This is a genomic window from Azoarcus sp. KH32C (assembly GCF_000349945.1).
Classification (GTDB): Bacteria; Pseudomonadota; Gammaproteobacteria; order Burkholderiales; family Rhodocyclaceae; genus Aromatoleum.
In genome coordinates, this window is sequence record NC_020516.1 from 4,083,146 (window position 1) to 4,100,478 (window position 17,333).

A 17,333-nucleotide genomic window follows, 5' to 3' on the forward strand; every position below is an offset into this window, starting at 1 on the left:
ATGGCGGAACATTTGAGATCGGCCATTCTAGCCGCGAGCGGGCGCGGGGAAAAATCAGAACTCGATGATCTGCCCCTGCCGCAGCGCCGTCGGCTCGAAACGGCCGCCCGCCGCCGCGATCTGGCGGAGGATCGTTTCGCCGTGGCCGGGCTTCAGATGGCTGATATGCACCCGCGGCGAGACAGTCACCTCATCGAGCATGGCCGCTACTATCGACGGGCACAGGTGGCGCGACGCTAGCGCCAGCCCGTGCTGTTCGTCCGGGAAGGCCGTCTCGATGATCAAGTGGCTCAGGCGCTCGCAACGATTGATCGCCGCGATGAGGTCCGGCGAATAGGCGGTGTCGCCGGTGTAAACAAGCTGTCGGTCGCCGCTGTCGAGACAGTAGGCGACGGCCGGCACGCTATGCAGCGCGGGAAGTGCCGTGATCGAGCGTCCGTCGAGCCGCACCGACTCGCCGACCTTCAGCGGCTGAAGGCGCAGGAAGGGACGGCGTCGATCGGGAATCGCGGTGAAGTCCGGCCACACGAGCCAGTTGAAAATGTGCGCCCGCAGGATGCGCAGCACCTCGGGCGGCGCGTAGACCGTCACCGGCACGCCGCGCCTCTCGCCGACGGCATCGACGAGCAGCGGAATCGCCGCGATGTGGTCGAGATGGGAGTGCGTGATGAAGATGTGATCGACAGCCGTCAGCGCATCGAGCTCCAGGTCGCCGACCCCGGTGCCGCAATCGATCAGGATGTCCGTATCGGCGAGAAAAGCGGTGGTACGGGCACTCGGCCCGCCGATTCCACCACTGCAGCCGAGCACCTTTAGCTTCATCGTTCCCCGTCGTCTCGCGCGCTGCGTCGCCACGTCGGCGCACAGCATTCTTCGTGGCCTAAAACTACCACCACGGTGTCGAAAGCGACGTGTACTACCTCACGACGCACGGCGCAGCGCGAATGCCATGCGAACACCGGCAATTTCGATCACGTCCCCGTGATCGAGAAGATGGCCTGCCGGTTCGATGGCCCGGCCGTTGACCTGCGGACGCTCGGCGCCTTCGCCATGGGCGATGACGTAGCCGTGCTGGCGCCGCGTGATCACGGCCACCTGCTTGCCGGGCTTGCCGAGCGTCGTCAGCGCCTTGTTCAGGACGAGCTCGCGGCCCGCGTTCGGGCCGTTGAGCACATTGACGACGCCAACCTGGGTTTCGTCGAAGCTGCATTCAGGGGCTTCGCCGGTCAGGACTTCGGGCGGCAGCTGCTGCGTCTCGTGTGCCGACGACGGAACGTCCTGCGGCGCGGGGGCGCGCTTGGCGGCCGGCGACGGCGCGTAATCCGACGCGGGAAGTGCCCGCGCCCGCTCGGCGAGGTACTTCAGGCGGTACTTGCCGAGCTCGATCACGTCGTTGTTGTGCAGCACGCACTTCTTGACCGGCTGGCCATTCACGTAAGTGCCGTTGGTGCTGTTCTGGTCCTCGAGGAAGGCGTCGTCGAGGATCGTCGTGATGACGGCGTGCTGGCCGCTGATCGCCAGATTGTCGATCTGGATGTCGTTGCTCGCCTTGCGGCCAATCGAAATCCGCTCCCTGTCGAGCGGGATCTCCTTGAGCACCAGCCCGTCCATGCTGAGGATCAACTTCGGCATCGTTTCTCGCGTTCCGTTCAAACAGGACACCGCACCATCGTCATCCGACGACGTGTGCCAGTATCAACGATATATTGTCCCGCCCACCCCTGGCATTGGCCTGTTCGACGAACCGGTCGGCAGTAATAGTGAGCGCGTCGCCGGAGCCCGTCGCAGCGACCAGACCGGCCTGGATCGTCGCGTCATCGAGCATGTCGGTGAGCCCGTCCGAGCATAGCAGGAAGAGGTCGCCGATCTGCATTGCATGCACGGAAACATCCGGCACGACCGCGGCCGCAACGCCGAGCCCGCGTGTCAGCAGGCCGCGGAAATGCGAGTCCGCGGCTTCTTCCGCACTCATGATGCCGCCATCGACCAGGTCCTGCAACATCGTGTGGTCGCGGGTGAGCTGCTGCAGGGCGCCGCTGCGCAGCCGGTACAGGCGCGAATCGCCGACATGCACCGACACGACATGGCCGGGCAGGAAGACCGTCGCCACGACCGTCGATCCCATGCCGGCAAGTTCGCGCACCCGCTGCGATTCGCGGCGGATTTCGTCGTTCGCATCGCGCACCGCGGCATGCAGCACCTGGCCGACGAGCTCCGTTCCGGCGAGCGGGCGGCCTGCGGCTTCCTGTTCGAGGCGCCGCATCACGGCCTCGACGGCGATCCGCGATGCGACGTCGCCGCCCCGGTAACCGCCCATGCCGTCGGCAAGCACCGCCCAGCCGGACGCTTCACGCACTTGGAGGGAATCCTCGTTGCGCGCACGCACCCGCCCCACATCGCTACGCGCACGGAATTCGATGCGTGGTGCGGCAGGCTGGCGGGATCGCTGCGCGTCCATGACTCAATATGGCAGGGCCTGGCCCAGCCCCCCTTCGCGTGCCCGCTCGAGTACGCGCGCGGCCAGGGCGATATCCTGGATCGCCATGCCCTGCGACTCGAAGAGCGTGATCTGTTGTGCAGAAGTGCGCCCGGGACGGATTCCGGCGATAACCTCGCCGAGTTCGACCCAGCGCCCGGGTTGGGTGCGCCCCTTCTCCAGCAGGGGCATCAGATCGCCCGACTCGCGCACCGCCACCTCGCGCGAATCGACGCAGATCACTGCCGCCCGCCGAACCACGGCCTCCGACAGCTCCTGCCTCGCAAGGCTGTTCGAGCCCGCGGCGGTGATGTGCGTGCCTTCGCCAAGCCACTCGGCATCGAAAAGGGGTTTCGGCGAAGTCGTGATCGTCACGACGACATCCGATCCTCGCACCGTCTCTTCGGCGCTCGCCGCCGGGACAATCTCCCGCCCGGTTTCCCGGCTCATCTGCGCGCAGAACGTTACCAACCGGTCCGGATTGCGCCCGAAGACCTTGACCCGCTCAATGGGCCGCGCCGCACAGAGTGCGAGCACCTGCCCCTGCGCCTGCCAACCGGAGCCGAACACGCCGGCAACGCGGGCGTCGGGCCGCGCGAGCCACTTCGCCGCGACGCCGCCCGCCGCGCCGGTCCGCATCATGCCCAGACGATCGGCCTCGAGCACTGCGACCGGGTCGCCGGTCGTCGCGTCGAAGAGATGCACCCAGAAGCGCACTTTCGGCCCCGCCGACGTGTACACCTTCAGCCCGGTGAGATTGAGTCCCGGAACCCCACCCTGCAGCAGGTGGGTCATCGTCGAAGGCAGCCGCACGCGCTGGCGCGGATAGTCAACGGTCTCGCCGCGCCCGTGCGCGGCCATCACCTGCTCGACCGCGTCCAGTGCCAGCGGCATGTCGAGCACGCTCGCGACCTCGTCTTCCTTCAGGTAAATCGCCATTTTCGTCCAGTCTCGGTTTAAGCGGGCGGCCAAGCAATACACCGCGGATCTCAGGCTATTCTAGTCCTGCACGAGGCGAAAAAAAGGCCCGCTCCCAAGAGCGGGCCTTGCTAGCAAGTGGAAACGGCGACCCGTGCTACATCATCCCGAGCGCCTTCGGCAGCACCAGCGAGATCGACGGCACGTAGGTGACGAGGATCAGGAACACCAGCATCGACACGAGCCATGGCCACACCGCCACCGTCAGCTCCGTGATCCCCATCTTCGTGATGCCGGAGGCGACATAGAGGTTCAGGCCCACCGGAGGATGGCACATGCCGACTTCCATGTTCACAACCATGATGATGCCGAAGTGCACCGGATCGATGCCGAGCTTGATCGCGATCGGGAACAGGATCGGTGCCAGGATCAGCACGATCGACGAGGGCTCCATGAAGTTGCCCGCGACCAGCATCAGGATGTTGGCCATGATCAGGAAGCCCACCATACCGACGCCGGTGCCGATCATGAAATCCGCCATCGCCTGCGGGATGTTCTCGTGCGTCAGCAGGAAGGAGAACAGCACCGCGTTGGTGATGATGTAGAGCAACATCGCGCTCATGTTGGCGGAGTTCAGCAGCACCTTCGGCACGTCGCTCATGCGCAGGTCCTTGTACACGAACACTGCGACGAAGAAGGCGTACACCGCGCTCATCGCGGCGGCTTCGGTCGGCGTGAAGATGCCGGTGTAGATGCCTCCCATCACGACCACGATCAGGAAGAGCCCCCACGCCGACTCGCGGAAGGCCCTGGCGCGCTGGGCCCAGGTGGCCTTGGGCTGGCGCGGGTAGCCGAACTTGTGCGCGCGGTACCAGGTCGTGGCGCCGAGGAAGACCGCGAGCAACAGCCCGGGCACGACACCCGCCATGAACAGCGCCCCGACCGAGGTGTTGGTCGACACCGAATACATCACCATCACGATCGACGGCGGGATCAGGATGCCGAGCGCGCCCGAGGTCGTGATCACGCCTGCGCCGAACTTGGCCGGGAAGCCCTGCCGCGTCATCGCCGGCATCAGGATCGCGCCGATCGCGACCACCGTCGCGGGGCTCGAACCGGACACCGCGGCGAAGAGCGCGCAGGCCATCACGCCGGCGAGGCCCAGCCCGCCGTACCAGTGCCCGACCATCGAGGAGGCGAAGTTGATCATCCGCCGCGCGACGCCTCCGTGGGTGAGGAAGTTGCCCGCGAGGATGAAGAACGGGATCGCCATGATCTCGAACTTCTCGATGCCGGTGAAGAGCTTCAGCGCGACCGACTCGATCGGCACCTGCGTCATCGTGAAGAGGAAGGTCAGGACCGTCAGGCCCAGCGAAATGGAGATCGGCATGCCGGTGAGCATCAGCACCAGCAGGATCACGAAAATGATGGCGGCGCTCATTGCTGGCCTCCCTTGGGGTCACGGCCCTTGTTGCCGTTCTCGCCCATCTGCTTGTGCTTGAGGTCGTGCGGGTGCAGGTTGTCGCCCATGTCGTAGGGGTTGGCGTCGACCGGCACCATCTCTTCCTCGATGCCATCGACGTGGCCGTGGTCGTGGTGCGGCAGCTCGCCGGTGCGAATGAAGGCCACCAGCACCTGCAGGAAGCGGAAGCACATCAGGTAGGAACCGAGTGGAATCGCCGAGTAGACGATCCACGTCGGCCACTCCAGGTCGGGCGTAGTCGGGCCTTCGTACAGGTCACCGGTGTCCATCCCCAGCCAGACAAGGAACTGGTAATGCGCACCGTTTTCGAGCACGAAGCGCAGACCGAGCGTGCCGACGATGCCGGTGAAGAGCGCGCCGGCGGCAAGGCCGATGACGATGAACTTGGCACGGTTACTGTCGGAGAGGCGGTTGATCAGCACATCGACGCCCACGTGGATGCCGGTGCGTACGCCGTAGGCCGCGCCGAACTTCGCCATCCACACGAACATGATGATCGTCAACTCCTGGGCCCAGCCGAAGTTGATCGACAGCAGCCAGTCCTGCAGTCCCGGAATGGACAGACCGGAGCCGTAGCGGTGGAGGACCGACACGAAAATGATCAGTGTCGCCGCTCCCATGAGGAAGGTGATCAGCCATTCCTCGAGGTGGTCGAGTATCTTGAGCATGGAATTCTCCCGTCGCACGACAAGCCTCCGACCGCGAACGCTCGCAGCCGGAAGATGTCGCTTTGGTTATTGGCGTGTTCTGGACGGTGAATTACAGCTTCGACGGATCGAAGTTCGTTTCCTTGTAGATCTCCTGGAGGGTCTCCGCGCCGATGCGCGACTCCATCTTCTTGTGCACCGGCACGAGCGCCTTCTTGAACGCCAGCTTCTCGGCGTCGGTCGGCTTGTAGATCTGCGTCTTGCCGGACGCGCGGACCGCTTCGAGCGCCTTGTCGTTCTCGTCGCGGGCGATCTTGTTGGCGTACTCGGTGGACTCCTTCATCGCCTGCTCAAGCTGGCCGCGGACATCGGCCGGCAGGCCATCCCAGAACTTCTTGTTGGTGATGACCGCATAACCCAGATAACCGTGGTCGGTCAGGATCATGTGCTTCTGCACCTCGTGCATCTTCTGGGTGTACAGGTTCGAGTGGGGGTTCTCGGTACCATCGACGACGCCCGTCTGCAGCGCCTGATACACCTCCGAGAACGCCATCACCTGCGGGATCGCGCCCAACGCGCGCATCTGCTCCTCGAGCACCTTGGACGACTGGATGCGCATCTTCTTGCCCTTCAGGTCCTCGGGCGTCTTGATCGGCGTATTGGCCGAGAAGGACTTGAAGCCGTTGTCCCAGAACGCCAGACCCTTGATGCCGCGCCCTTCGAGCTTGCCGAGCAGTTTCTGGCCGACCGGACCGGTCGTGACCTTATGCAGATCGCCATAATTGTCGAAGATGTAGGGCAGGTCGAAGAGTTCGAACTCCTTCACCCCCAGCGGACCGAACTTCGCGAGCGAGGGCGCGAGCATCTGGACGGCGCCGAGCTGGAGCGCCTCCATTTCTTCCTTGTCCTTGTACAGCGTGCTGTTCGGGTAGACTTCGACCTTGACCGCCCCCTTGGTGTATTTCTCGGCGAGTTCCTTGAACTTGTCCGCCGCCTTGCCCTTGGGTGTGTCGTGCGCCACGACGTGGCTGAACTTGATCAGGATCGGATCGGCCGCCACGGCGGCCGCGGACAGACCGACCGCTACAAGACCTACAAGAAGTGCGCGAAATTTCATTCCTATCTCCTCCGGATGGCTCATTTGTTTGAATTTCCTCGATACCCGGGACGATGCCATCGTTCGACCGCGGCCTTCGCAGCCGGGTACGACTTTCAGTGTAAGTGGGCGATTTGGCCCGCAGTATTGTGGTCATCCGCAATCGCCCGCATGATTTCGCCACCATGATTTCTCAACAAAGCGCGGCGACAGTTCCGGGGCGCTGGACCACCGCCCTGCCCTACCTGACCCTGCCGCTGTTCCTCGCGATCATCGCCGCCCTAGTCTGGCTCACGCGCGCCCACGACGACGAAGAGCAGCGCGCGACGCTGATCAACGACGTGCTGTGGATGGAGCAGAACATGCAGTTCAAGCTCGACCGCAATGCGGCGCAGCTTGCGCAGGTCGGCAACGAACTGCTGGCGGCCGACCGCCACCAGCCCCAGTCGATCGCGGCGCTGCGCCAGCTGACCCGCCCGGAGAACGGGCTCGTCCGCGTGATGTGGCTCGACGGGCGCGGCAAGGTCCGCGGCGCGGTCCCACCCGTCACCGACGGCGAACTGATCGGCGAGACGACCGGCGCCGTCCCGGCGGAATCCACCTTGCGGCTCGCGGCCGCGCTAGGCCATCACGTCTACGGGCCGGTCTATGAAGTCGCCGGGGGCGGACACCACTTCGAAGTCCACGTCCCGATCTATTCCGACAACGCCTTCATCGGCGCGCTCGTCGGCATCTACTCGCTGCAGGATCTCGTTATCAGCGAACTGCCGTGGTGGTTCGCCGAGCGCTACCGCGTCAGCGTGCGCGACAGCGACGGGCGCGAAATCGTCTCGAAGTCGAAGGTCGCCCCGCTGTCGGACAAGCTCAACTACTCCATGGCGTTCGACCCGCCGGGCAGCGGACTGACACTGAACATCACCGCCTATCGCGGCGAAACACGCTGGATCCCGATCCTCTTGATCGGCTCCATCGTCCTGCTGAGCGGCGTGCTGATCTGGACCATTTGGCAGCTGCGCCGACAGCTCGGGCGCCGGCTCAGCGCGGAGCAGGCGCTGCGCAGCGAGTCCCTGTTCCGCCGCGCGATGGAGGATTCGCTGCTCACCGGCTTGCGCGCACGCGACCTGGAAGGCCGCATCACCTACGTCAATCCTGCCTTCTGCCGGATGGTCGGCTACAGCGCCGACGAACTCGTCGGCTGCACGCCGCCGATGCCTTACTGGGACCCCGAATTCCACGACCAGACACGCGAGGTCCACGACCGCATCCTGCGTAGCGGCTCGCCCACCGATGGCCTGGAGGTGCGCCTGCGGCGCAAGAACGGCGAGCGTCTCGACGCGCTGATCTTCGAAGCGCCGCTGATCGACGCCGCGGGCAAGCATACCGGCTGGATGGGCTCGATGCTCGACATCACCGAGCAAAAGCGCGTCCAGGAACTCGCGCGCCAACAGGACGAGCGCCTGCAGGCCACATCGCGCCTGATCACGATGGGCGAGATGGCCTCGACTCTCGCCCATGAGCTCAACCAGCCGCTGGCCGCGATCGCAAGCTACAACTCGGGCTGCCTCAACCGCCTGGAACAACCGGCCGTCGACCCCGCCGAGCTGCGTGAGATCCACGACAAGATCGGCCGCCAGGCGCGCCGCGCGGGCGACATCATCCGCCGTGTGCACGCCTTTGTGCGCCGCTCCGAACCCAAGTGCGAGAGCCTCGACCTCAACGCCGTGATCACGGAGGCGGTCGGCCTGATCGAGGCGGACACTCGCAAGCACGGCATGCGCATCACGACCGATCTCGCCGCGCAGCTGCCGACGGTCGCGGCCGACCCGGTCATGATCGAGCAGGTCGTCGTCAATCTCGTCCGCAACGGCATGGACGCGATGCGGGACAATCCACCGACGCGACGCACCGTGCATATCGGCACGCACATGGATGGCGGCATGATCGAAGTCCGCATCGCCGACCACGGCAAGGGCATCGACCCGGAAACCGCGCGACGCCTGTTCGAACCCTTCTTCACGACCAAGGCCGAGGGCATGGGCATGGGCCTCAACATCTGCCGCTCGATCGCCGAACTCCATCACGGCCGCCTGAGTTTCGAACCGAACCCCGGCGGCGGTACCATCTTCATCCTGTCGCTCCCCGTGGAACCTTCATGACTACGCCCTGTGCTCACATCATCGACGACGACGAAGCCATCCGCGACGCCCTGCAATGGCTGTTCAAGACGCGCAACGTCGCCTGTGCGACCTGGCCCAGCGCCGAGAGATTCCTCGCCGAGGTGCAGCCGGACTGGCGCGGTTGCGCGGTGCTCGACATCCGCATGGAAGGCATGAGCGGCCTCGAATGCTTCGACGCGCTGCGGGCGCGCGGCAACCTGCTGCCGGTCGTCTTCATCACCGGCCACGGCGACGTGCCGATGGCCGTGTCGGCATTGAAGAAGGGCGCTTTCGACTTCATCGAGAAACCGTTCAACGACAGCGATCTCGTCGACGTGGTGATGCGCGCGCTCGAAACCGATGCCGCGCGTCAACAGGCCGCCGCCACGCGCGACCAGGTCGAGGCGCGTCTCGCGCTGCTGACCGCGCGCGAGCAGGAAGTCATGGAACTGATCCTCGCCGGCAAGTTCAATAAGGTCATCGCCGACGACCTGAGCATCTCGATGCGCACCGTCGAAGCGCATCGCTCGAAGGTCTTCGAAAAGATGGAAGTCCGCTCCGCCGTCGAACTGGCGCAGCTCGTCAACCTGGTACGCAACCGCGCGGGCTGACCGCGCCAGCCTCCAATGAACACGACCGTCCCCGCCTCCGCCCAGCGCATGCGCATCGACAAATGGCTGTGGGCCGCGCGCTTCTACAAGACGCGCTCGGTCGCGAGCGAAGCCATCGACGGCGGACATGTCCGCTTGAACGGCACGGCCCCGAAGCCCTCGCGCGACGTCCGCCCCGGGGACATGCTCGACATTACCGTCGGCAACCAGACCTGGACCGTGCGCGTGCTCGGCCTCAACGAACAACGCCGCCCGGCACCGGAAGCCCGCCTGCTCTATGAGGAAACGCCGGAAAGTACCGCGCGGCGCGAAACCGAACGGGAAGCCCGCGCGCTCGCGCCGACGCCGGGCAGCGATCTGCGCGGGCGGCCCACCAAGAAGGCGCGCCGCCAGCTGCGCGGCTTCAACGAAGGGTTCTGAACCGGTCCGGTTTCAACGGCGCCAAACCGGCAGCACCCCCTCCTCGCCCGACCCGCAGAGCAGCTCCGCCGCGACCCCGATCTCCGCGATCCAGGCCGCGCGGCCATCGACGCGCAACACCGGCAGGCGCGGACGCAACCACGTCGGAATACCCGCCTCCTGGCACAGATTCTTGAAGGTGCGCGGCGGACGCCCCGGTCCGGGGCGCAAGGAAAGTCCCGCCCAGCGCGCGCACAAGGCAAGCTCGCCCGCCGCCGTCAACGCCGCCCGGCTGAGACCCGCGCCCCTCACCGGCTCGAAGCGCACGACGCCGCCGTTCCAGGCGAGTTCCGCCTCACCCTGCCACGGCTGCACCGTGTCCGGCGCGTCATCCCCCATCTCCGGCTCGAGCCAGACCCGACCGCGGTAGGCGCAGCAGGCCACGCCGCCCAGCTTCAGGTACAGAGGCCGGCCAGCCGCCTCGCGCAACTGTCGTACCGCCTCGACGAGACGCACGCGAGCCGGCGCCTCCAGCCCCATCTCGCGGACCTGCCAACGCAGGAGATTGCGCAGCCGCTCGTCGGAGAGCGCGAGCAAGGGCGCGAGACCCATCGGATGACCGCCGCAGCCCGCCCGATCGATCGCCGCGAGCTCCCCCAGCAGCCCATCCGCCTCGCGAAAATTCTCGCTCGCCCGCGCAAGCGCCGGCACGGCACCCGGAAATGCGCGGGTGATCGAAGGCATGACCTGATGGCGGATCAGATTGCGGCTGAAGCGCGGATCCTCGTTGCTCTCGTCCTCGACCCAGGCCAGTCCGAATGCTTCGGCGTACGCGACGATGTCGGAGCGCCACAGCCCGAGCAACGGCCGCAGGCGTCCCGGCCACCCGCGCTCGACGGGCGCCATCGCGCCCGCGCCGCGCACGCCGGTGCCGCGCAGCAGCCGGAAGAGCAGCGTCTCGGCCTGATCATCGAGCTGATGCCCCAGCGCGAGCCAGTCGCAACGCAGCTGCGCAAGCGCGGCATGGCGCGCCTCGCGCGCGGCAGCTTCGAGACCGCCCGGATGATCGCGCGCGACTTCGACATGAAAGACATGGAGGGGAATGTCGAGCAGCGCGCATTGCTGCCGGCAGAATTCGAGCCACGCGTCCGCATTCGGACTCAGCCCGTGATGCACGTGCGCCGCCGAGAGCTCGAAGCGCAACGCCCCGCGCAAACAGGCCAGCGCGTGCAGCAGCACCGTCGAATCGACGCCGCCGCTGAGCGCGACGCACAGCGACTGCGCGGGGCTCACCTCCGCCGTCGCCAGCACCACGGCGACGGCTTCGGGGATCCGCAACTCAGGCGGCTTGCTGTTCCTTGAAGCGACCATAGCTCATCAGTCGCTCGAACCGCTTCTCGACGAGCTCGGCGGGCGAGAGGTCGGCCACCAGCCGCAGCGAATCCTGCAGTGCCCGCTTGAGGTTCTGCGACATCGCGCGGTAGTCGCGATGGGCGCCGCCCACCGGCTCGTTGACGACCTTGTCGATGAGCCCCAGCGACTTCAGGCGTGCTGCCGTGATACCCATCGTTTCGGCTGCCTCGGGCGCCTTCTCGGCGCTCTTCCAGAGGATCGACGCGCAGCCTTCCGGCGAGATCACCGAGTAGGTCGAATACTGCAGCATCATCACCTGGTCGCCGACGGCGATCGCCAGCGCGCCGCCCGACCCGCCTTCGCCGATGATCGTCGAGATGATCGGCACCTTCAGTTCGGCCATCACGTAGAGATTGCGGCCGATCGCCTCGGACTGGCCGCGCTCCTCCGCGCCGATTCCGGGGTAGGCACCCGGCGTGTCGACGAAGGTGAAGACGGGGATGCCGAACTTCTCCGCCAGCCGCATCAGGCGCAGCGCCTTGCGATAGCCTTCCGGACGCGGCATGCCGAAGTTGCGCAGGATCTTTTCCTTCGTGTCGCGCCCCTTCTGGTGCCCGATCACGACGCAGCTCTGCCCATTGAAGCGGGCGAGCCCCCCGACGATCGCCTTGTCGTCGGCGAAGGCGCGGTCGCCGGCCAGCTCCTCGAAATCGGTAAAGATATGGCGCGCATAGTCCAGCGTGTAAGGCCGCTGCGGGTGGCGCGCCACCTGGGCGATCTGCCATGGCGTCAACTTGGCGTAGAGATCCCGCGTCAGCGTGGCGCTCTTGCCTTCGAGGCGGGCGATCTCCTCCGAGATATCCACCGCCGAGTCGTCTTGCACGAACCGCAACTTCTCGATCTTCGCTTCGAGATCGGCAACCGGCTGTTCGAAATCCAGAAAGGTGGTCTTCATCCGACCGTACTCAGTGAAAAAAACGCGACATTGTAACGCCTGATGAAGGTTTCCCGAGATCCCGTGCAGCAGGTACCGGTATCCGATAGGTGACAGGCCACGCCGCAGTAAGGCATGATGCAACGATCAGTCATCACCGGAAGGAGCTGCGGGGGCCATCATGTCTCCGCGCTATGAGTCGCCGACACACCCAGTTTCACCTTTCCGCCCCTCGTTTCGAGGGCATCCCGGAAGCGCAGACGCGCCACGGCCATCCCCGCTCCGCGGCTCCCGCCCGGCATCAGCGGCGCATTCCCGCCGCCTCGCGCCACGCCCTTCCCGCTGCGCACCATCCTTCCCGGTCGCTCAGCAATCGTCTTCGGCGGCCTCTTGCCGCCCGCTCCGCCATGCGCCGTGCAGCCCGCCTGCCCGCGCCCGGCGCCGCCCGCTAAGCAAACATGGAAATCATCCTCCTGGTCGCCCTGATCCTGGTCAACGGGGTCTTCGCCATGTCCGAGATCGCCCTCGTCACGGCCAAACGCGCCCGCCTCGCACGCCTCGCCGAAGACGGCGATCCTGCGGCGGCCGTCGCGATGAAGCTGGGCGAGGAACCGACGCGCTTCCTCTCCACCATCCAGATCGGCATCACCTCGATCGGCATCCTCAACGGGATCGTCGGCGAGGCCGCACTCGCCGACCCGCTCTCCGGCTGGCTGCAGCAGCTCGGCCTCGCCCAACGGCCGAGCGAGATCACCTCGACCGTGCTCGCCGTGGTCGCCATCACCTACATCTCGATCGTCGTCGGCGAACTGGTGCCCAAGCGCATCGGGCAGATCAACCCGGAAGGCATCGCCCGCCTCGTCGCGCGCCCGATGAACGCGCTCGCGATCGGCTCGCGGCCTTTCGTGCGCCTGCTCATGTGGTCGACGTCGATGCTGCTCACGCTGCTCGGCAAGCGTGACGAAGCGGCGCCGGGCGTCACCGAGGAAGAAATTCACGCATTGCTCGAGGAAGGCTCGGAAGCGGGCGTCATCGAGAAGAGCGAACACGAGATGGTGCGCAACGTGTTCCGCCTCGACGAACGCCAGATCGCCTCACTGATGGTGCCGCGCGCGGACGTCGTGTGGCTCGACATCCACCGCCCGCTCGACGAAAACCTTGCGCGCATGGCCGAATCGCAGCATTCGCGCTTTCCGGTATGCCGTGGCGGGCTCGACGACATCCTCGGCATCATCTCGTCGAAGCAGCTCTTCAACCAGACGCTCAAGGGCGGCAAGCCGGATCTCACGCAGCAGCTCGAACCGGCGATCTACGTCCCCGAATCGCTCACCGGCATGGAGCTGCTCGAACAGTTCCGCGCCTCGAGCACGCACATGGTGTTCGTGATCGACGAATACGGCGAGATCCAGGGCGTCGTCACGCTGCAGGACGTGCTCGAAGCGGTCACCGGCGAGTTCCAGCCCCACAGCCTCGAAGAAGCCTGGGCGGTGCAGCGCGAGGACGGCTCGTGGCTGCTCGACGGCATGATTCCGGTGCCCGAGCTGAAGGACCGCCTCGAGCTGAAGACCGTCCCGGAAGAGGAGAAGGGCCGTTACCACACGCTCAGCGGCCTCGTGATGTGGCTGCTGGGCCGGCTCCCGCATACCGGCGACATCGCGACCTGGGAGGACTGGCGTCTCGAAGTCGTCGACCTCGACGGCAAGCGCATCGACAAGGTGCTCGCGAGCCGGATGCCCGAATCGGTGCAGACCGAATCGGACAATCCGCCCGCGCCGGAGGCCGAGGCGTGACGGCGCCCGGCTGTCGCAACGACGAGCGCTCGCCGGGCGGGAGATGAGTGCCCGGCACGACTGGCACACCCTGAGCGCCGCCGAAGCGGCCTCGACCCTCGACGTCACCCCTGAATTCGGACTCGCCGCCGAAGACGCCGATGCCCGGCTCGCGCGCTTCGGCCCGAACCGCCTTGCCGAGGCGCCGCCCCGCCCCGCGTGGCGCAAGTTCCTCGACCAGTTCCGCAACCTGCTGATCGTCGTCCTGCTTTTCGCCGCGGCGCTCGCCTGGGCCGTCGGCGACCTCAAGGACACGATCGTCATCGTCGTCGTCGTGCTCCTCAACGCAACCCTGGGCTTTCACCAGGAGCACCGGGCCGAACGCACGATCGCCGCCCTGAAGGGCATGCTCGCCGCGCAAGCGCGCGTTCGCCGCGGCGGACAGCCCGTCGATGTCGACGCCACAACCCTCGTGCCGGGCGACATCGTGCTCCTCGAAGCCGGCGACCGCGTGCCCGCCGACGGCCGCATCCTCGTCGCCCACGCGCTCGAAATCGACGAAGCGACGCTGACCGGCGAATCCCACCCCGTCGCGAAGATCGCCGCCCCGCTCGACGCCCCGGAGCTGCCACTCGGCGACCGCGTGAACATGCTCTACATGAACACCGTCGTGACGCGCGGCCGCGCCGAAATGCTCGTCAGCGCCACCGGCATGAGCACCGAAACCGGCCAGCTTGCCGGCATGATCGCGACCGCCCCCCAAAGCCCCACGCCGCTGCAGCGCCAGCTCGACGTCCTCGGCAAGAAGCTCGCGACGATCGCAGGCGCCGTCGTGCTGCTGATCCTCGTTCTCGATACCGCGCGCGGCCTGCCCTGGACGCAGGCGGCGTTGACAGGGGTCGCGCTCGCGGTCGCGGCGATCCCCGAAGGATTGCCGGCGGTCGTCACAGTCACGCTCGCGATCGGCATGTGGCGGATGGCGCAGAACCGCGCGATCCTGCGCAAGCTCTCCGCGGTCGAAGCCCTCGGCTCGACCACCGTGATCTGCTCGGACAAGACCGGCACGCTGACGCTGAACCAGATGACCGCCCGCGCGGGCTGGTTCGCCGGCCGGCGCTTCGAAGCCAGCGGGGAAGGCTATACGCTCGCGGGCGACATCACCGGACACGAGCGTGAGGCGTTGCGCCCGCTGCTGCTGCCGATGGCCTTGTGCACCGATTCACGCGTCCATGAAGGCCGACTCGTCGGCGATCCGACCGAAGGCGCCTTGTGGGTGCTTGCCTGCAAGGGCGGACTGGACTGCACCGGCGAGCAGGCGCACGCCCCGCGAATCGCCGAAATCCCGTTCGACTCCGCCCACAAGTTCATGGCGACCTTCCATCACGCGGGCGACAGCGTCGTGATGCTGATCAAGGGCGCACCCGATGTATTGCTGGCGCGCTCGTCCTGCTGGCTCGGCGAGGACGGCGACCGCCCGCTCGACGATGTCGCGCGGGGACGGATCCGCGATGAAAACGAAGGACTTGCCGGCGCGGCGCTCCGCGTCCTGGCGGTCGCACAACGCGCGATCCCGGCGACGGACTTCGACCCGGCCGGCGACCTCTGGCAGTGGGCCGAGAACTGGACCTTCCTCGGCCTCGCGGGCCTGATGGACCCGCCCCGCCCCGAGGCCGCCGACGCGATCCGCCGCTGCCACGAGGCCGGCATCCGCGTGAAGATGATCACCGGCGACCACCGCATCACCGCCGCGGCGATCGGACGCGAACTGGGCCTCGACGGCGAAGTGACCGACGGCGCGGCGCTCGACGCCCTGGACGACGCGGCGCTCGTGCAGCGTATCGAGGCTATCGACATCTTCGCCCGCGTCTCGCCCGCCCACAAAGTACGCATCGTCGCGGCGCTCAAGGCCCGCGGCCATGTCGTCGCGATGACCGGCGATGGCGTCAACGACGCCCCCGCCTTGAAGGCCGCCGACATCGGCATCGCGATGGGCCGCACCGGCACCGCCGTCACTCGCGAAGCGGCGACGATGGTGCTGACCGACGACAATTTCGCGACGATCGAGCGCGCCGTCGAGGAAGGCCGCGTCATCTACGACAACATCGTCAAGTTCGTGCGCTTCCAGCTATCGACCAACATCGGCGCGATCCTGACCGTGCTCGCCGCGACGCTGGCCGGCCTGCCGACACCGTTCTCCGCGATCCAGCTGCTGTGGATCAACATCATCATGGACGGCCCGCCGGCGATGACGCTCGGCCTCGAACCCGCGCGCTCCGGCATCATGCGCGTGCCGCCCCGCCCGCCGGGCGCGGCCATCCTCAGCCTGCCCCGCCTGTTCCGGCTCGCGCTCTACGGCGCGACGATGATGGCCGGTACTTTGTGGCTCTTCCACGAGGGACTCGCCTCGCACGACCACCGCTACGCGCTGACGCTCGCCTTCACGACCTTCGTGCTGTTCCAGTTCTTCAACGTCTTCAACGCTCGCAGCGAATTCGGCACGGCCTTCAACCGCCAGTTTCTCGCCAACGGACAACTGTGGCTCGTCCTCGCCGGAGTCCTCGCACTACAGGTGCTCGTCGTCAACTGGCCGCCCGCACAGCGCATCTTCGGCACGACCGCCCTGCACTGGCAGGACTGGCTCCGCGCGGCCCTCATCGCCTCGTCGGTCCTCTTCCTTGATGAGGCTCGAAAGCTCGCGCTGCGCCTCGTTTGGCGCGGCTGATTTCCGCACAAAAAAAAGGGGCGACCGCCTGCGCGAATCGCCCCGCCTTGTACTTCAGACGCCCTCGCGGGCGCCGCCGATCAGTCGTCGTTCAACACGCCCAGCAATTGCAGCAGGCTGGTGAAGAGGTTGTAGATCGACACGTACAGCGACACCGTCGCCATCACGTAATTGGTTTCGCCGCCATGGATGATGTTGCTGGTCTCGAACAGGATCATCCCGGACATCAGCAGCACGAACATCGCCGACACCGCGAGCGACAGGCCCGGCATCTGGAAGAAGATCGCGCCGAGCCCCGCGAGGAACGCGACGAGCACACCGACGAACAGGAAGCCGCCCATGAAGGAGAAGTCCTTGCGCGTCGTCAGCGCGTACGCGGACAGGCCGAGGAAGATCGCTGCCGTACCGCCCATCGCCTGCATCACGATCTGATCGCCGTGCGGCATCGACAGATACTTCGATACGATCGGCCCCAGCGTCAGACCCATGAAGCCGGTCAGCGCGAACACGAACGCCACGCCGAGCCCGCTGTTGCGGAACTTCGTCGTCAGGAACAACAGGCCGAAGTAACCGACCATCGTGATGATCAGGCCCGGATGCGGCAGCCCGAAAGCAATCGACAATCCGGCGGTCAGCGCCGAAAACGCCAGCGTCGCCGCCAGCAGCATGTAGGTGTTACGGATGACCCGGTTCGTCGCCAGGACCGAAGTCTCGACGCGGGGCATTGTTGCGATACGGTTTTCCATCGATTCAATCCCTCCTCAATTCA

The 17,333-nt window shown here is 66.3% G+C and carries 15 protein-coding genes; 5 read left to right on the forward strand and 10 right to left on the reverse strand.

The features are described from left to right. Positions 1-54 precede the first annotated feature (54 nt). The 7 genes from AZKH_RS18220 to AZKH_RS18250 form a co-directional block, all read right to left on the reverse strand. Positions 55-822 carry a 3',5'-cyclic-nucleotide phosphodiesterase gene (locus tag AZKH_RS18220; protein ID WP_041657543.1) on the reverse strand — a complete coding sequence of 256 codons (768 nt, stop codon included), beginning with the start codon at positions 820-822 and terminating at the stop codon, positions 55-57. A 99-nt stretch (positions 823-921) separates the two neighbouring features. Further along, positions 922-1,632, reverse strand: coding sequence for an FHA domain-containing protein (locus AZKH_RS18225; protein ID WP_015437265.1), 711 nt, complete (start codon positions 1,630-1,632; stop codon positions 922-924). Positions 1,633-1,672: 40 nt separating this feature from the next. Next, complete coding sequence (locus AZKH_RS18230; protein WP_015437266.1) at positions 1,673-2,458, reverse strand: PP2C family serine/threonine-protein phosphatase; 786 nt, start codon at positions 2,456-2,458, stop codon at positions 1,673-1,675. 3 nt (positions 2,459-2,461) lie between these two features. Further along, on the reverse strand, positions 2,462-3,415 hold the full coding sequence (locus AZKH_RS18235; RefSeq protein ID WP_015437267.1) for an ornithine cyclodeaminase family protein: 954 nt from the start codon (positions 3,413-3,415) through the stop codon (positions 2,462-2,464). Positions 3,416-3,551: 136 nt separating this feature from the next. After that, positions 3,552-4,835 (reverse strand): TRAP transporter large permease, encoded by a 1,284-nt coding sequence (locus tag AZKH_RS18240; RefSeq protein WP_015437268.1) that lies wholly within the window; start codon positions 4,833-4,835, stop codon positions 3,552-3,554. After that, positions 4,832-5,545 (reverse strand): TRAP transporter small permease, encoded by a 714-nt coding sequence (locus tag AZKH_RS18245; RefSeq protein WP_015437269.1) that lies wholly within the window; start codon positions 5,543-5,545, stop codon positions 4,832-4,834. Before AZKH_RS18245 ends, AZKH_RS18240 begins: the two co-directional genes overlap by 4 nt. A gap of 91 nt (positions 5,546-5,636) precedes the next feature. Further along, positions 5,637-6,641: a TRAP transporter substrate-binding protein gene (locus AZKH_RS18250; RefSeq protein WP_015437270.1), complete on the reverse strand. Its 1,005-nt coding sequence runs from the start codon at positions 6,639-6,641 to the stop codon at positions 5,637-5,639. A gap of 164 nt (positions 6,642-6,805) precedes the next feature. On the opposite strand from AZKH_RS18250, the gene AZKH_RS18255 reads away from it, so the two are divergent. From AZKH_RS18255 to AZKH_RS18265, 3 genes are read left to right on the forward strand one after another with little or no spacing between them, the layout of a single operon-like run. Continuing rightward, positions 6,806-8,776, forward strand: coding sequence for a sensor histidine kinase (locus AZKH_RS18255; RefSeq protein WP_051071696.1), 1,971 nt, complete (start codon positions 6,806-6,808; stop codon positions 8,774-8,776). Beyond that, complete coding sequence (locus tag AZKH_RS18260) at positions 8,773-9,387, forward strand: response regulator transcription factor (protein ID WP_015437272.1); 615 nt, start codon at positions 8,773-8,775, stop codon at positions 9,385-9,387. Before AZKH_RS18255 ends, AZKH_RS18260 begins: the two co-directional genes overlap by 4 nt. 15 nt (positions 9,388-9,402) lie before the next feature. Beyond that, on the forward strand, positions 9,403-9,807 hold the full coding sequence (locus AZKH_RS18265) for an RNA-binding S4 domain-containing protein (protein WP_015437273.1): 405 nt from the start codon (positions 9,403-9,405) through the stop codon (positions 9,805-9,807). A gap of 12 nt (positions 9,808-9,819) precedes the next feature. Here AZKH_RS18265 and tilS read toward each other — a convergent pair whose 3' ends face one another. Both tilS and AZKH_RS18275 read right to left on the reverse strand, forming a co-directional pair. After that, complete coding sequence (tilS, locus tag AZKH_RS18270; protein ID WP_051071697.1) at positions 9,820-11,157, reverse strand: tRNA lysidine(34) synthetase TilS; 1,338 nt, start codon at positions 11,155-11,157, stop codon at positions 9,820-9,822. Further along, positions 11,126-12,094, reverse strand: coding sequence for an acetyl-CoA carboxylase carboxyltransferase subunit alpha (locus AZKH_RS18275; protein WP_015437275.1), 969 nt, complete (start codon positions 12,092-12,094; stop codon positions 11,126-11,128). The genes tilS and AZKH_RS18275 overlap by 32 nt, the downstream gene beginning before the upstream one ends. 437 nt (positions 12,095-12,531) lie before the next feature. Between AZKH_RS18275 and AZKH_RS18280 the strand changes: the two genes are divergently transcribed. Continuing rightward, on the forward strand, positions 12,532-13,863 hold the full coding sequence (locus AZKH_RS18280) for a hemolysin family protein (RefSeq protein ID WP_015437276.1): 1,332 nt from the start codon (positions 12,532-12,534) through the stop codon (positions 13,861-13,863). A gap of 43 nt (positions 13,864-13,906) precedes the next feature. Beyond that, positions 13,907-16,564 (forward strand): HAD-IC family P-type ATPase, encoded by a 2,658-nt coding sequence (locus AZKH_RS18285; protein WP_015437277.1) that lies wholly within the window; start codon positions 13,907-13,909, stop codon positions 16,562-16,564. An 80-nt stretch (positions 16,565-16,644) separates the two neighbouring features. On the opposite strand, the gene AZKH_RS18290 is transcribed toward AZKH_RS18285, so the two are convergent. Next, a complete protein-coding gene (locus tag AZKH_RS18290) occupies positions 16,645-17,310 on the reverse strand; it encodes a Bax inhibitor-1/YccA family protein (protein WP_015437278.1) in 666 nt (221 codons plus the stop codon). Positions 17,311-17,333 lie beyond the last annotated feature (23 nt).

Coding starts and splice junctions, on each gene's coding strand:
- AZKH_RS18280 (WP_015437276.1), top strand. CDS start 12,532: ATGGAAATCATCCTCCTGGTCGCCCTGATCCTGGTCAACGGGGTCTTC.
- AZKH_RS18265 (WP_015437273.1), top strand. CDS start 9,403: ATGAACACGACCGTCCCCGCCTCCGCCCAGCGCATGCGCATCGACAAA.
- AZKH_RS18250 (WP_015437270.1), bottom strand. CDS start 6,641: ATGAAATTTCGCGCACTTCTTGTAGGTCTTGTAGCGGTCGGTCTGTCC.
- AZKH_RS18235 (WP_015437267.1), bottom strand. CDS start 3,415: ATGGCGATTTACCTGAAGGAAGACGAGGTCGCGAGCGTGCTCGACATG.
- tilS (WP_051071697.1), bottom strand. CDS start 11,157: ATGGTCGCTTCAAGGAACAGCAAGCCGCCTGAGTTGCGGATCCCCGAA.
- AZKH_RS18275 (WP_015437275.1), bottom strand. CDS start 12,094: ATGAAGACCACCTTTCTGGATTTCGAACAGCCGGTTGCCGATCTCGAA.
- AZKH_RS18220 (WP_041657543.1), bottom strand. CDS start 822: ATGAAGCTAAAGGTGCTCGGCTGCAGTGGTGGAATCGGCGGGCCGAGT.
- AZKH_RS18230 (WP_015437266.1), bottom strand. CDS start 2,458: ATGGACGCGCAGCGATCCCGCCAGCCTGCCGCACCACGCATCGAATTC.
- AZKH_RS18245 (WP_015437269.1), bottom strand. CDS start 5,545: ATGCTCAAGATACTCGACCACCTCGAGGAATGGCTGATCACCTTCCTC.
- AZKH_RS18225 (WP_015437265.1), bottom strand. CDS start 1,632: ATGCCGAAGTTGATCCTCAGCATGGACGGGCTGGTGCTCAAGGAGATC.
- AZKH_RS18240 (WP_015437268.1), bottom strand. CDS start 4,835: ATGAGCGCCGCCATCATTTTCGTGATCCTGCTGGTGCTGATGCTCACC.
- AZKH_RS18255 (WP_051071696.1), top strand. CDS start 6,806: ATGATTTCTCAACAAAGCGCGGCGACAGTTCCGGGGCGCTGGACCACC.
- AZKH_RS18285 (WP_015437277.1), top strand. CDS start 13,907: ATGAGTGCCCGGCACGACTGGCACACCCTGAGCGCCGCCGAAGCGGCC.
- AZKH_RS18290 (WP_015437278.1), bottom strand. CDS start 17,310: ATGGAAAACCGTATCGCAACAATGCCCCGCGTCGAGACTTCGGTCCTG.
- AZKH_RS18260 (WP_015437272.1), top strand. CDS start 8,773: ATGACTACGCCCTGTGCTCACATCATCGACGACGACGAAGCCATCCGC.